Source organism: Aquamicrobium segne, from assembly GCF_042656785.1.
Lineage (GTDB): Bacteria > Pseudomonadota > Alphaproteobacteria > Rhizobiales > Rhizobiaceae > Mesorhizobium > Mesorhizobium segne.
Map to the genome: position 1 here is coordinate 1 of NZ_JBHSLL010000013.1, position 13,582 is coordinate 13,582.

The window sequence follows — 13,582 nt, forward strand, 5'->3', positions numbered from 1 at the left end:
TTCATGGGCTTCGTCAAACTCGCTGCAATCGCAATATGGCTCAGATAGTTAAATCGTCACCACAACCTAGGTCAGGGCGGCTTTTTTCACCCTGCAATTTATGCAATTCAGGTTTTGGCCATGCAAACTGGTGTGTGGCCCGAATTGATAAAGCCCAGTTCGCGGGCCGCTGCCTTTGACAGATCAAGAACCCTGCCCTTCACGAACGGTCCGCGATCATTGATGCGCACAACAACGCTCTTGCCGTTTTTTGTATTGGTGACTTTCAACCGTGTGCCAAAAGGCAAACTGCGATGCGCAGCCGTCATGGCCGCCGGATTCATGCGCTCGCCTGAGGCGGTTCTGGAATGAAGTGCGTACCAGGAAGCGCGCCCGCATTGAAGGGCTGCGGATGCTTCAGTGGCGGGCATGTCTGCCGCCATTGCGGCTACAATAGTGGCCAGGGCCAGAAGCGGCCCATTTATTCGTCTCATCAAAAATGGCTCCGTTTATCGTCACGGAGCGACTAGGAAATGAATGAGGAAGCAAATGAGGCGCTTAAAGCCTTTGTTTTGCCTTGACCGAACACGTTTGACTAACTCTGGTTACAGTTTGTCAGAAGGCTGCTCACACACCCAGGGATTTCAGCTTCCGGTGTAGTGCTGAACGCTCCATGCCGATAAACTCGGCGGTGCGCGATATATTGCCGCCAAAGCGGTTGATCTGGGCGACAAGATATTCCTTCTCAAATTGCTCACGGGCTTCCCGAAGCGGCAGTGACATGATGTGCTGGTCGGATTGTCCGGGTGTGCGCGGCATGACATCGCCAATTTCAGACGGCAAGAAATCGGCGGAAATCGGCGCCTCAGAATCCTCATCGCGGGCCAGAATCATCAGCCGCTCGATATTGTTGCGTAGCTGGCGCACATTGCCGGGCCAGTTATGCGCCTGAAGCACAGCCATGGCGTCATCCCCGATATGCCGGGGTTTTACCCCAAGCTGGCGGGCCACCTGCTTCATGAAGTGATCGACCAGATAGGGAATGTCCTCGCGCCGCTCGGCAAGACCGGCCACCATGACCGGCACCACGGCAAGGCGATGATAAAGATCTTCACGGAACCGGCCCTCGGCAATCATGGCTTCAAGATTTTGCGCCGTGGACGAAACCACACGCACATCCACCTTGACCCGCTTGGTGCCCCCTACCCGTTCAAATTGCTGCTCAACCAGCACCCGCAAAATCTTGCTTTGTGTCTCACGCGGCATATCGGCCACTTCATCGATATAAAGAATGCCGCGATGCGCCTCTTCCAGCGCGCCCACCTTGCGCTCGGTGCCGTTGGTTTCGGTGCCAAACAGTTCAATTTCCATGCGTTCAGGCGTGATGCTGGCCGCACTCAAAGTCACAAAAGGTCCGTTCTTGCGGCTAGAAAGAGCATGGATGGCGCGCGCCACAAGCTCCTTGCCCGATCCTGAAGGACCGACAATCATAACACGGCTGTTGGTGGGCGATACCCGTTCGATCGTCTGGCGTAACTGGCTCATGGCCGAAGACATGCCGATCAGGTCAAACGTCTCGCCGCTGCGCTGTTTCAGGTCTGAAACCTCGCGTTTCAATTTGGAGGTTTCCAATGCGCGTTCAGCTATCAGAATGAGACGATCTGCCTTGAACGGCTTTTCGATGAAATCATAGGCGCCACGCCGGATCGCCGACACAGCGGTTTCAATATTGCCATGGCCTGAAATCATCACCACCGGCAAGTTGGGGTGCAGCGTCTTGATCTCATCCAGCAAAGCCAGCCCATCCAGCCGCGATCCCTGCATCCAGATATCGAGAAAGATCAGGCGCGGAACCCGTCCGGCAATGGCGGCCAATGCGCTGTCGGCGTCATGGGCGGTGCGCGTCTCATGGCCTTCATCGCTCAAAATTCCGGCAACCAGTTCGCGAATATCTTCTTCGTCATCAACAATAAGAATATCAGACGCCATTTTTGACCCTTACAGTTTCTTTTGCCGACATTTGATTGCCGGGAGGCTGGGCGGCTCCTGTCACGACGGGCAAGATGATACTGACCATAGCACCCCTGCCGCCATGAAAATCCTGCGGCGCATCATGGAGTTCCAGACGTCCACCATGATCTTCGACAATCTTCTTGACGATTGCGAGGCCAAGTCCGGTGCCCTTGTCGCGGGTTGTCGTATAAGGCTCCAGCAGCCTTTGCCGGTGCTCGCGCGGCAGCCCTTTGCCATTGTCAATCACATCAATGCGGACGCTGTTATCTGTCTGTAACGCACGGATGCGGATCACCCCGGTCGTTCCCGGCTCATGTTCAACCCCCTCCATGGCTTCCGCCGCATTCTTGATGATGTTGCCAAAGGCTTGCGACAAAAGCCTGCTGTCGAAGGTCGCGTAAACAGGCTCAGGGCCGAATTCGCGTTCAAAGCTGATCTGCGGATGGCTCACTTCAACCAGAAAAGACGCCTCGCGCAACGGTTCGCGCAAATCCAGTTGCTTCATATCCGGCTTCGGCATCCGGGCAAAGGAGGAGAACTCATCCACCATCCGGCCAATATCACCCACCTGACGCACAATGGTGTCAACACACTGATCAAAGACTTCACGATCCTGCGTGATGACCTTGCCATAACGGCGCTTGATGCGCTCTGCCGAGAGCTGGATCGGGGTCAGCGGATTCTTGATTTCATGGGCGATGCGGCGCGCAATATCGGCCCAGGCGGACGAGCGCTGCGCCTGCACGAGATCGGTAATGTCATCGACCGTCACAACATAGGATTTTGACGTATTATCATTGTCTTCGCCTTCCATCGTTACCTGAATGTTGAAGGTGCGTTCGGTGCCTGCACGATAAAATGTCACCTGTTCACGATAGACGGGCCGGTCGGATTTGCTGCGCCCAATTTCAAAGGCGCGCCCCACCAGCGGCAGCAATACGGAAAGATTTTGGCCAATTGCGGTTCTGGCGTCAATCGACAGCATGGTTTCTGCCGAACGGTTGACAATGGTGACAATGCCATCGGCATCGACGCCGATCACCCCTGCGGTCACACCTTCTAAAACAGCTTCCGAAAAGCGCCTGCGCTCATCAATCTGGTCATTGGCGGTCAGCAATTCATTGCGCTGTGATTTCAATTCCAGCAGCATATTGTTGAAGGTGGCTCCCAGCGAGGCGACATCGCCATCCGAATGGCGCACCTTCACCGCGGCATCAAGATTGCCGCTGGCCACTTCATCTGCAGCGCCGATCAACTGACGGATCGGCCGCACCAGCCGGTCAGCCACGGCAATACCGGTCCAGACAGCAGATAAAATGATGATAAGCGTCATCGACAGATAAGGCAGCGCAAACGCAATCTGTGAGGGACGCCGGTTTAATTCCAGCCCTTGATATTCATCGACATTGCTGCGCACGATTTCACGCGCCTTGATCACTTCGGGATCGATGACGCGGATTGTATAAAGAAACAAGCCCTCCAGTTCGCGCAACTTGACGATCGCCCCCATAATATTGCGGGTGCGTGGTTCAATCAGCAATGGCGGCCCGTTCTCAGCCTCCTGAATGGCCCCTTCCGGTGGCTCGGGCATGGCAAAGCTGGCTTGCGTCTGGGCGCTCATCACAAAAGACCCGTCAGAGCGCAAAAGTGCTGCATGAGCCAGCCCCCGACCGGCTGCCTCCTTGTTCATCAGGTCTAAAAAACCCGTCCGGTCAAGGCCGTAAAGGGTGCGCGCATTATCGAGATCAAAAGCCATCGACAAGGTCGTGCCCTGAAGATTGCGGGCATTTTCCTGCACATAGGCATCGGCAATCGAAAGCGAGGAATTGATGATGGTCTTGGTGCGAATCTCAAACCAGCGGTCAAGGCCGATATCAAGGGTTATCGAGGCGACGATCGCCACCATAATGGCTGGAATGGCAGCCACCAGCGCAAACATGGCCACAATACGCACATGCAGGCGCGACGCTGCCTTGCCGATACGGCGCGCCATCACGATACGGTGAATTTCGCGCCCGATCAGGGCCATCAACACGAGGATGAAGGCCCCATTCACGCCAATCAGAAAAAGTGTGGTTCTGCCGTCAGGAATGATGGGCGTGGCGCCCACAAGGATCGCAAATGATATGCCTGCCGCAAGCAGCGCGCCCAAAATTGCCAGGATACCCGGAAGCGCAAGCAGCCGCCGCCCTTCCTGAGAGTGGTGTTTTGGCAGGCGCAAGCGACCATTGGTGAGAATGTGAGTCGTCATATTGCCCTATGGCATCATGAATTGCGTTACATGTCTGCAACATTGTTGCGGTTATGCAACAAAACTGGCGAGATTATGGCTCTCTTTGCTCAAAATTCCCAACATAAGAGAAATCACCTTTGCAGGCTCGCCACATGTCAGCACGGATTTGCGCTGTTCAAGCGTGATATTTGGTGCATGGCGGTCCAGATACCAGCCAAGATGTTTGCGCGCCTGTCGCAAGCCGCTTTCAACGCCATAAAGCGTCAGCATATCCTCATAATGGGCTGTAACATAGTCTGCCAGATCCTTGCCCGGATCAGGCACATAACTGCCGCCATTGGCGATTTTTCCTGCCATCCACGGCGCTCCATAATGCGCCCGGCCAATCATGATCGCATCTGCCCCGGATTGCTTTAAAATAGCGGCGGCATCCTGCGCTGTTGCAACATCGCCATTGGCCACCACCGGAATGGAAACGGCTTGCCGGACACGGGCAATAGCCTGCCAGTCTGCCTTGCCCTTGTAAAACTGGCAGCGGGTGCGGCCATGCACCGTCACCATTTTTACCCCTGCCTGCTCGGCACGGCGGGCAAGTTCTGGCGCGTTCAGCCCCTCCTCGTCCCAGCCCAGCCGCATCTTGACGGTCACAGGCACTGTAACAGCGCCAATAACGGCCTTGATCAGCGACAGCGCATGGTCAAGGTCAAGCATCAGAGCCGAACCGGCATAGCCACCCGTCACCTTCTTGGCCGGACAGCCCATATTGATGTCGATAATGTCGGCGCCCTCACCTTGCACAATACGGGCAGCCTCCGCCATATGTGCGGCTTCGCGCCCGGCAAGCTGGACCATATGGACAGGCAGCCCGGAATGGCGGATACGCATATCAAACCCGGCACGCCCCTTTGCCAGTTCACCACTGGCCACCATTTCCGAAACGACAAGCCCTGCACCATGATCATAAGCCCGCTTGCGAAACGGCGTATCGGTGATGCCCGACATCGGCGCCAGAAAAACGCGGTTGCGAATTTCAACGCCACCTATATTCAAAGGCGCCAGAAGGTTCATCTGGTTGCTCATACACAAAACCATCAAACTTTATTGATAGGCAATGTTTATTCAGCCTGCCAAAATGATGCAATGCACAATCACCCCTGCCATATGGCCTTTCAAAAAGACTGGCTTTCCCTCCATTGCGCTCTATCTGTTTTTTAACCGCATTCTTGGCACGTCAGATGATTCCATCTGTACTTACGAAAAATGCTCTAAGCTCTTATTTTAACCGCATTTGTACGACGCCAGATATAAGCATCTGGCTGCAAAATGCTCTAAGCCTGCACCATGATTGAAAGAACTGACATTTCCAGAAAACAGCAAAAAGGCGGCATCGCTGCCGTAATTGTGGCCGCTGGCCGTGGCGAACGTGCCGGGCAAGCAGATGGGCCCAAGCAATATCGCCACATCGGCGGCCGTGCTATCATTGCGCATACGCTGGAAACATTTTTGTCTCATCCGCACATAGATGACATCGTCATCGCCATTCATGCCGATGACCGCGAATTGCTGCACAAGGCAGCCAAAGAGCATCATGACCGCATCACCATTGTTATCGGTGGGCCAACACGGCAAGAATCCGTGCGGTTGGGTCTTCTGGCTCTTTTGCCAAACCAGCCTGCCAAAGTGCTGATTCATGATGGTGTGCGCCCCTTTTGCGACATGGAGCTGATCAATCGCACCATTGACACCATCACCCATGATCAAGGCGCGCTGCCTGCTTTACCGGTTGCCGATACACTCAAGCGAGAGGCGCCGGGCGGCATTGTGGCTGAAACCGTACCACGCACAGGACTGCACGGCGCACAAACACCACAAGGTTTTCCCTTTGCCGCCATTCTTGCAGCGCATGAGCAGGCGCATGCGCTTGGCCGTCATGATTTTACCGATGACGCCAGCATTGCCGAATGGGCAAAAATACCGGTCATGCTGGTGCCGGGATCGCCCGATAATGTAAAACTCACCTGGGCAAGGGATATTTCAATGGCAGACCAGAGGCTTAAAGGATCAGCATCAGGTTTCCCCGATGTACGCACGGGCAATGGCTATGATGTTCACTGCTTTGAAGATGGCGACCATGTTGTCTTGTGTGGCGTTTCCATTCCCCACACCCGCAAATTGTCGGGCCATTCCGATGCCGATGTGGGGCTTCATGCGCTCACCGATGCACTACTTGCCACCTGCGGGGCCGGTGATATTGGAACGCATTTTCCGCCTTCCGACCCGCAATGGAAAGGGGCGGCATCGCGGCAATTTGTTGAACATGCGGTAAAACTTGTGCGCGAGCGTGGCGGGCGGATTGCCAATGCCGACATCACCTTGATTTGTGAAGCCCCCAAAATTGGCCCCCATCGCGAAGCCATCGTGGCCGAACTGTCCTCAATGCTGGGCATTTCAGGAGACCGTATTTCAATCAAGGCCAGCACCAATGAACGGCTGGGTTTCATTGGGCGTGAGGAAGGCATTGCGGCAATTGTCACCGCAAGCGTCATCTATCCCGGCGAGGTCCCGGCATGAGTGATGCTGAAACTGAAAAACTGGCCAAAAAATTTCTGGAAGCCTGCAAGCAAAACAGCATGATGGCCGCCACTGCCGAAAGCTGCACCGGGGGACTGATCATTGCCGCCATGACCGATATTGCAGGCTCTTCTGCAATGGTCGATCGCGGCTTCATCACCTATTCCAATAAGGCCAAGATGGAAATGCTGGGTGTTCTGGAAATGACGCTGGACACTCATGGCGCAGTTTCGGCCCAAACCGCTGGCGAAATGGCCAAAGGCGCGCTGCACCACTCCCATGCCGATATCGCCCTTGCTGTGACCGGCATTGCCGGACCAGATGGCGGCAGCAAGGAAAAACCTGTCGGGCTGGTCTGGTTCGGACTGGCCCGCAAAGACCAGCCGGTTCACGTTGAAAAGCGCTTGTTTGGCAATCTCGGTCGCGATCCTATCCGCCGTGAAACGGTCAAGCATGCGCTTCAAATGGGCATTGAGGCGCTATCCGTCCCGGACGTGCGCCCGTAAATCACATCGGCGCGCTTTTCAAAGGCTTCGGCAAACATGCGAAATGCCCGGTCAAACACCGAGCCCATGACCGCACTTAGTAAACGGCTCTTGAACTCATAGTCGATAAAGAAGCGCACCAGACAGCCGCCATCTTCTTCCTGAAAATCCCAGATATTGCTCAGATATTTGAATGGGCCGTCGATATATTTGACCTCGATCACCCGCTCCTGCGGCTTGAGCAGAACCTGAGTGGTGAATGTCTCGGAAATAGCCTTGTAGCCGACACTCATGGAGGCGACGAGCAGGGTCTTGTCATCGCGCTCACGGCGCGACTGCACATTCAGCGCCTCGCAAAGCGGCACAAATTCAGGATAGCGCTCAACATCGGCCACCAGTTCAAACATCTGCTCGGCTGTATGGGCAACGTGGCGGGTGGCCTCAAATTGCGGCATGGGTGAAAGACTTCAGGCTGTTTTCTGGAGTGCGGCCTGACGTGCAGCCTTCAGCCGGGCAAAATCATCACCCGCATGGTGAGACGAGCGCGTCAGCGGGCTGGACGACACCAGATAAAAGCCCTTGGTCTTGCCGATGGTCTCATAGGATTTGAACTCTTCAGGCGTCACGAAACGCTTGACCGGATGGTGTTTGCGGGTTGGCTGAAGATATTGGCCAATGGTCATGAAATCGACATTGGCGGTGCGCAAATCATCCATGAGTTGCAAGACTTCATTCCGCTCCTCGCCCAGACCCAGCATGATACCCGATTTGGTGAAGATCGACGGATCAAGTTCCTTCACCCGCTGCAACAGCCGGATCGAGTGGAAATAGCGTGCACCGGGCCGCACCGTCAGATAGTTGGAAGGTACTGTTTCCAGATTGTGGTTGAATACATCCGGCTTTGCCGCCACCACTTTTTCCAGCGCATTGGCATCATCCTTGCGCAGGAAATCGGGTGTCAGAATCTCGATGGTGGTTGAAGGCGAAGCGGCGCGAATGGCATGGATGACATCAACGAAATGCTGCGCTCCGCCATCGTCGAGATCGTCGCGGTCCACCGAGGTGACAACCACATGGCTCAGCCCCATCTGGCGCACGGCATGTGCAACCCGTGCAGGCTCGTCAGGATCAAGTGCAGTTGGAATACCGGTCGCCACATTACAAAAAGCACAGGCGCGGGTGCAGATTTCACCCATGATCATGAATGTGGCGTGTTTCTTTTCCCAGCACTCGCCAATATTGGGGCAGCCTGCTTCTTCGCATACTGTCACCAGCTTGTTTGTTTTTACAATTGAGCGGGTTTCCGCATAGCCCTTTGACACAGGCGCCTTGACACGAATCCATTCCGGTTTGCGTAACACTTCCTGATCCGGGCGATGTGCTTTTTCAGGATGCCGCACCCGTCGCGGGTTGGCGATGTTATCAACAACAGTAACCATGTCCGATCCAATATATTTCGCAAACACGCAAACCAGGGCATTTCATCTTTTTCCTACGAAACAGATGAAATGCCCTGCCTGTCATTTAGGATGTTTTGCCCAAATAAGAAAGGCCGTGGCAAAGCAAGTCGCCACAGCCTTGAGGAAAAATATGTGTTGAGGCTTATCGTCTATCTGCGCATCAGCCTCCCGATAAAAATCAGAATACACGCGCCGATAAAGCCTGTGATGAGATAGGCAATCCAACCCGCCCCGAAAGAGCCCAGATTGAGCGCCTGCAATATGGCGTTGAGCAAGACCGCCCCGACAATCCCCAGAACCACATTCATGAGGATGCCCATATTGCTCTTCATTATCATTTCGGCCAGCCACCCGGCTACACCGCCGACCACAATGGCTGCTATCCAGCCCACTCCATTGACGTCCATATGAAAAGTCCCTCCTTACAGGATTGGAATAATCATACAACGTGCTGGCCTTTCATCGGTTCCAAAGCAACCCTGCCTTGTAGTGAAGACCTGAACAAACCTTCACCGGATTGCCTGAAAAATCAGGCATTCAATGCACGCCCATAAGCGTCAAGAACGCTTTCCTTCATCATTTCCGAAAGGGTTGGATGCGGGAAGACTGTGTGCATCAGTTCTTCTTCGGTGGTTTCCAGATTCATCGCCACCACAAAACCCTGAATGAGTTCTGTCACTTCCGCGCCGACCATATGGGCACCAAGCAATTCGCCGGTCTTTTTGTCAAAAATGGTTTTCACCAGCCCTTGATCTTCGCCCAGCGCAATCGCCTTGCCATTGGCGGCAAACTGGAAGCGGCCCACACGAATATCGCGGCCTTCCGCCTTGGCCTTGGCTTCTGTCAGGCCAACCGAGGCCACTTGCGGGTTGCAATAGGTGCAGCCGGGAATTTTTGACTTATCCATTGCATGAACATTTGGCAGGCTGGCAATCTTTTCAATGCAGATCACGCCTTCATGTTCAGCCTTATGCGCCAGCATGGGCGGGCCAGCGACATCGCCAATGGCATGGATGCCGGGCACATTGGTGTTGCCATAGCCATCCACCACGATACAGCCGCGCTCCATCTTGACGCCAAGGGCTTCCAACCCAAGATTTTCAATATTTCCAACGACGCCTACAGCCGAAATCATGCGCTCGGCCGTAATTTTTTCAATCTTACCGTCCTTGGTCTCAACATGAGCGGTGATTGAGTTGGCGCCCTTCTCAACCTTGGCCACCTTGGCTTCAAGCATGATCTTCATGCCCTGCTTTTCAAACTGCTTCTGAGCAAATTTGGAAATTTCCGTGTCCTCAACCGGCATCACCTGCGACATCACCTCAACAACGGTAACGTCCGCACCCATGGCACGATAAAAGGAGGCAAATTCAATACCGATAGCGCCCGAGCCCATGACCAGCAGGGATTTAGGCATTTCCTTTGGTACCATCGCCTCGAAATAACTCCAGATCAGCTTTCCGTCAGGCTCAATGCCCGGCAGCGCACGTGGACGTGCGCCTGTCGCGACAATGATATGTTTAGCCTGATAGGTTCCCTCGCCCTTGACACCCTTGGGCACCGGATTTTGCGGCTCCATCGGCTTTTTGGTGGTTTTTGCAACGATGATCTCGCCCGGCTTTCCACCAGCAGGCGCTTTGGAAAGCTTTGCCTCACCCCAGATCACATCGACCTTGTTCTTTTTCATCAAGAAGGCGACGCCACCATTCAGCCGACGCGAGACTCCGCGGGAACGCTCGACCACGGCCTCAATATCAGCGCTGACCTTGCCATCGATCTTTAACCCGTAAGCGGCTGGATTTTCAGCATAGTGCTTGATTTCAGCAGAGCGCAGCAGCGCCTTGGTCGGGATGCAGCCCCAATTGAGGCAGATGCCGCCCAGATGCTCGCGCTCAACAATTGCGACTTTCAGACCAAGCTGGGCTGCACGAACAGCCGTGACATAGCCGCCCGGACCGGACCCTATGATGATAACGTCATAATTTTCGGCCATGATATCTGCCTTTCTTCAAGCCGCATTGCACAAGAAGCGACCAATCCCGTTTTTTCATTGCTGGCGATGGCCTAAGACGTCATGATTTCAGGCCAGCCCAGCCCTGTTACACCACCAGCGCAATCGGGTTTTCGATCAGGCGCTTGAAGGCGCCGATCAGTTCAGCGCCCAGCGCCCCGTCCACAGCCCGGTGATCGGTCGATAGCGTGACCGACATGAGAGTCGCAATTTTGACCTCACCATCTTTCACCACCGCCCGCTGCTCGCCAGCACCAATCGCCAGGATCGTTGCATGGGGCGGATTGATGACGGCGGAAAAATCCTTGATGCCAAACATGCCAAGGTTCGACACCGCCGTGGTACCACCCTGATATTCTTCCGGCTTCAATTTGCGATTGCGCGCGCGCCCCGCCAGATCCTTCATCTCCTGCGAGATCATCGACAGGCTCTTTTCCTCTGCCTTGCGCACGATCGGCGTAATCAATCCGCCGGGAATGGAAACAGCCACCCCCACATCGGCGTAGGCGTGCTTGACCATCGCCCCTTCCGTCCATGACACATTGGCGTCAGGAACCTCTTTCAGCGCCAGCGCCAGCGCCTTGATGATCATGTCATTGACCGACAGCCTATAGGCTGGCTCGTCGCCCTCTTCGGTCTTTTTGACTGGCGCTGCATCATTCAACTGCTTGCGCAAGGCCAGCAGCGCATCCAGCTCACAATCAACGGTCAGATAAAAATGCGGCACGGTTGATTTTGCCTCAACCAGACGCCTTGCAATGGTGCGGCGCATAGTGTCATGCGGGATCAACTCATAAGAGCCTTCCTCAAACAATTTCAGCACTGCATCATCCGACATTGGCGCAACAGCAGGTTTTGTTGCCTGTGCAGAAGCCTCAGCCACTGGTGCCGCCACTTTCAGGCCACCGGCAATGGCTGCCTCGACATCGGCCTTGACCACACGCCCCTGCGGGCCTGAACCGGAAATAGCAGAAAGATCGACACCAGCCTCACGAGCAATACGCCGCGCCAGGGGCGTGGCAAAGATACGATCTGCCGGTCGCTTTTCCCCATCAGAAGCAGAAGGCACTAAGACAGAAGCCTGCGCCTTTGGGGTCTCCACAGGTGCAGGTGCTGCTTCTATCTTTGCAGTTCCACCGGCAACCGGCGCGCTGCCCGCAGCGGCGGCTGCTGTCTGCACATCTTCCCCATCCTCGGCCAGAACGGCAATCAAGGCATTGACCTTGACGCCTTCCGTACCAGCCGGAACCACGATTTTTGCAATCGTGCCTTCATCCACGGCCTCGACTTCCATGGTTGCCTTATCGGTCTCAATTTCGGCAATCACGTCGCCCGGTGCAACCTTGTCGCCTTCATTGACCAGCCATTTCGACAAATTGCCCTCTTCCATGGTTGGCGAAAGGGCAGGCATGGTGATGTTGATTGGCATATTGTCCCTCCTTGCGCCTTTACCGGTAGGTGACGGCTTTCACCGCCTCCACCACTTCGCCAATATTGGGCAAGGCCAGTTTTTCAAGATTGGCAGCATAAGGCATCGGCACATCCTTGCCAGCAATGGTAATCACCGGCGCATCAAGGAAATCAAAGGCGCGCTGTGACACCTGAGCAGCAATATGATCGCCAACCGAGCTTTGCGGGAAACCTTCTTCCACAACCACCAGACGATTGGTTTTCTGCACGGAGGAGATAATCGTGTCAAAGTCGAGCGGACGAATGCTGCGCAGATCGATGATTTCAACATCAATGCCCAAAGCCGCCAATTCCGCCTCGGCCTTGACCGCATAGGTCATGCCGATACCGAAGGAGACCAGCGTCACATCCTTACCCTGCTTGTGAATGCGGGCCTTGCCGATAGGCAAGACAAAATCATCCAGCTTCGGCACATCGAAATGCTGACCATAAAGGATCTCATTTTCAAGAAAGATCACTGGATTGGGATCGCGGATTGCCGCCTTGAGCAAGCCTTTTGCGTCAGCCGCCGTATAGGGCATCACCACTTTCAGGCCCGGAATATGGCTATACCAGGCCGCATAACATTGCGAATGCTGGGCCGCCACACGTGCTGCGGCCCCATTGGGACCACGAAACACAATCGGCGCGCCCATCTGGCCACCCGACATATAAAGCGTTTTTGCTGCCGAATTGACGATCTGGTCAATGGCCTGCATGGCGAAGTTGAAGGTCATGAATTCCACAATCGGCTTCAGACCGGCAAAAGCCGCCCCCACGCCAACACCGGCAAACCCGTGTTCGGTAATGGGCGTATCGACAACTCGGCGCTCCCCGAATTCCTGAAGCAGCCCTTGTGTGATTTTGTAGGCGCCCTGATATTCGGCAACCTCTTCACCCATGACAAAAACATCCGCATCGCGGCGCATTTCTTCAGCCATGGCATCGCGCAGCGCTTCACGCACCGTGGTTGACACCATTTCCGTGCCAGCAGGAATGTCGGGATCAGCAGCAATTTTTGCCTGTGGCGCAGCAAATACAGGCGCGGGCTGTTTTGCTTCCGAGGCTGCCTCGACCTCAGACTTCACCTTTGCAGCAGGAGCAGCCTTGTTGCCAATATCATCAGCACTTTCGCCATCTTCCAGCAGGACGGCAATGGGGGTGTTGACCTTGATGCCTTCGCTACCGGCAGGAACCAGAATCTTGCCCAGCACGCCCTCATCGACCGCTTCGACTTCCATGGTCGCCTTATCGGTCTCGATTTCAGCAATCACATCGCCCGGCGCGACCTTGTCACCTTCATTCTTGACCCATTTCGACAAATTGCCCTCTTCCATGGTGGGCGAGAGCGCAGGCATGAGAATTTCAATCGGCATGTGCT

12 protein-coding genes are annotated in these 13,582 nt (G+C 54.9%); 2 read left to right on the forward strand and 10 right to left on the reverse strand.

What is annotated here, in order from left to right:
• Positions 1–107: 107 nt before the first annotated feature.
• From ACFPLB_RS05680 to dusB, 4 genes are all read right to left on the reverse strand, one after another.
• Complete coding sequence (locus ACFPLB_RS05680; RefSeq protein ID WP_378228472.1) at positions 108–422, reverse strand: septal ring lytic transglycosylase RlpA family protein; 315 nt, start codon at positions 420–422, stop codon at positions 108–110.
• Positions 423–606: 184 nt separating this feature from the next.
• Positions 607–1,968 (reverse strand): nitrogen assimilation response regulator NtrX, encoded by a 1,362-nt coding sequence (ntrX, locus tag ACFPLB_RS05685; protein WP_378228396.1) that lies wholly within the window; start codon positions 1,966–1,968, stop codon positions 607–609.
• A complete protein-coding gene (locus tag ACFPLB_RS05690) occupies positions 1,958–4,243 on the reverse strand; it encodes a sensor histidine kinase NtrY-like (protein WP_378228398.1) in 2,286 nt (761 codons plus the stop codon). The genes ntrX and ACFPLB_RS05690 overlap by 11 nt, the downstream gene beginning before the upstream one ends.
• Before the next feature lie 51 nt (positions 4,244–4,294).
• Positions 4,295–5,293 (reverse strand): tRNA dihydrouridine synthase DusB, encoded by a 999-nt coding sequence (gene dusB, locus ACFPLB_RS05695; protein ID WP_378228400.1) that lies wholly within the window; start codon positions 5,291–5,293, stop codon positions 4,295–4,297.
• 273 nt (positions 5,294–5,566) lie between these two features.
• Between dusB and ACFPLB_RS05700 the strand changes: the two genes are divergently transcribed.
• The gene (locus ACFPLB_RS05700) at positions 5,567–6,796 is read left to right on the forward strand and encodes a bifunctional 2-C-methyl-D-erythritol 4-phosphate cytidylyltransferase/2-C-methyl-D-erythritol 2,4-cyclodiphosphate synthase (protein ID WP_378228401.1); all 1,230 of its coding nucleotides are present in this window, start codon (positions 5,567–5,569) and stop codon (positions 6,794–6,796) included.
• Complete coding sequence (locus ACFPLB_RS05705) at positions 6,793–7,302, forward strand: CinA family protein (protein WP_378228402.1); 510 nt, start codon at positions 6,793–6,795, stop codon at positions 7,300–7,302. Before ACFPLB_RS05700 ends, ACFPLB_RS05705 begins: the two co-directional genes overlap by 4 nt.
• Here the strand turns inward: ACFPLB_RS05705 and ACFPLB_RS05710 are convergent.
• From ACFPLB_RS05710 to ACFPLB_RS05735, 6 genes are all read right to left on the reverse strand, one after another.
• Positions 7,257–7,736 carry a type II toxin-antitoxin system RatA family toxin gene (locus ACFPLB_RS05710; protein WP_378228403.1) on the reverse strand — a complete coding sequence of 160 codons (480 nt, stop codon included), beginning with the start codon at positions 7,734–7,736 and terminating at the stop codon, positions 7,257–7,259. The genes ACFPLB_RS05705 and ACFPLB_RS05710 overlap by 46 nt on opposite strands.
• Before the next feature lie 12 nt (positions 7,737–7,748).
• Positions 7,749–8,720 (reverse strand): lipoyl synthase, encoded by a 972-nt coding sequence (gene lipA / locus ACFPLB_RS05715; protein WP_378228404.1) that lies wholly within the window; start codon positions 8,718–8,720, stop codon positions 7,749–7,751.
• A gap of 170 nt (positions 8,721–8,890) precedes the next feature.
• A complete protein-coding gene (locus ACFPLB_RS05720; RefSeq protein WP_378228405.1) occupies positions 8,891–9,148 on the reverse strand; it encodes a GlsB/YeaQ/YmgE family stress response membrane protein in 258 nt (85 codons plus the stop codon).
• A gap of 122 nt (positions 9,149–9,270) precedes the next feature.
• On the reverse strand, positions 9,271–10,734 hold the full coding sequence (gene lpdA / locus ACFPLB_RS05725; RefSeq protein WP_378228406.1) for a dihydrolipoyl dehydrogenase: 1,464 nt from the start codon (positions 10,732–10,734) through the stop codon (positions 9,271–9,273).
• 106 nt (positions 10,735–10,840) lie between these two features.
• Positions 10,841–12,181, reverse strand: coding sequence for a pyruvate dehydrogenase complex dihydrolipoamide acetyltransferase (locus ACFPLB_RS05730; RefSeq protein WP_378228407.1), 1,341 nt, complete (start codon positions 12,179–12,181; stop codon positions 10,841–10,843).
• 19 nt (positions 12,182–12,200) lie between these two features.
• Positions 12,201–13,577, reverse strand: coding sequence for a pyruvate dehydrogenase complex E1 component subunit beta (locus ACFPLB_RS05735; protein WP_378228408.1), 1,377 nt, complete (start codon positions 13,575–13,577; stop codon positions 12,201–12,203).
• Between the last annotated feature and the right edge of the window lie 5 nt (positions 13,578–13,582).

Excerpts from the sequence above, each read along its gene's own strand:
- ACFPLB_RS05680 (WP_378228472.1), bottom strand. The coding sequence starts at position 422 with ATGGCGGCAGACATGCCCGCCACTGAAGCATCCGCAGCCCTTCAATGC.
- ntrX (WP_378228396.1), bottom strand. The coding sequence starts at position 1,968 with ATGGCGTCTGATATTCTTATTGTTGATGACGAAGAAGATATTCGCGAA.
- ACFPLB_RS05690 (WP_378228398.1), bottom strand. The coding sequence starts at position 4,243 with ATGACGACTCACATTCTCACCAATGGTCGCTTGCGCCTGCCAAAACAC.
- dusB (WP_378228400.1), bottom strand. The coding sequence starts at position 5,293 with ATGAACCTTCTGGCGCCTTTGAATATAGGTGGCGTTGAAATTCGCAAC.
- ACFPLB_RS05700 (WP_378228401.1), top strand. The coding sequence starts at position 5,567 with ATGATTGAAAGAACTGACATTTCCAGAAAACAGCAAAAAGGCGGCATC.
- ACFPLB_RS05705 (WP_378228402.1), top strand. The coding sequence starts at position 6,793 with ATGAGTGATGCTGAAACTGAAAAACTGGCCAAAAAATTTCTGGAAGCC.
- ACFPLB_RS05710 (WP_378228403.1), bottom strand. The coding sequence starts at position 7,736 with ATGCCGCAATTTGAGGCCACCCGCCACGTTGCCCATACAGCCGAGCAG.
- lipA (WP_378228404.1), bottom strand. The coding sequence starts at position 8,720 with ATGGTTACTGTTGTTGATAACATCGCCAACCCGCGACGGGTGCGGCAT.
- ACFPLB_RS05720 (WP_378228405.1), bottom strand. The coding sequence starts at position 9,148 with ATGGACGTCAATGGAGTGGGCTGGATAGCAGCCATTGTGGTCGGCGGT.
- lpdA (WP_378228406.1), bottom strand. The coding sequence starts at position 10,734 with ATGGCCGAAAATTATGACGTTATCATCATAGGGTCCGGTCCGGGCGGC.
- ACFPLB_RS05730 (WP_378228407.1), bottom strand. The coding sequence starts at position 12,181 with ATGCCAATCAACATCACCATGCCTGCCCTTTCGCCAACCATGGAAGAG.
- ACFPLB_RS05735 (WP_378228408.1), bottom strand. The coding sequence starts at position 13,577 with ATGCCGATTGAAATTCTCATGCCTGCGCTCTCGCCCACCATGGAAGAG.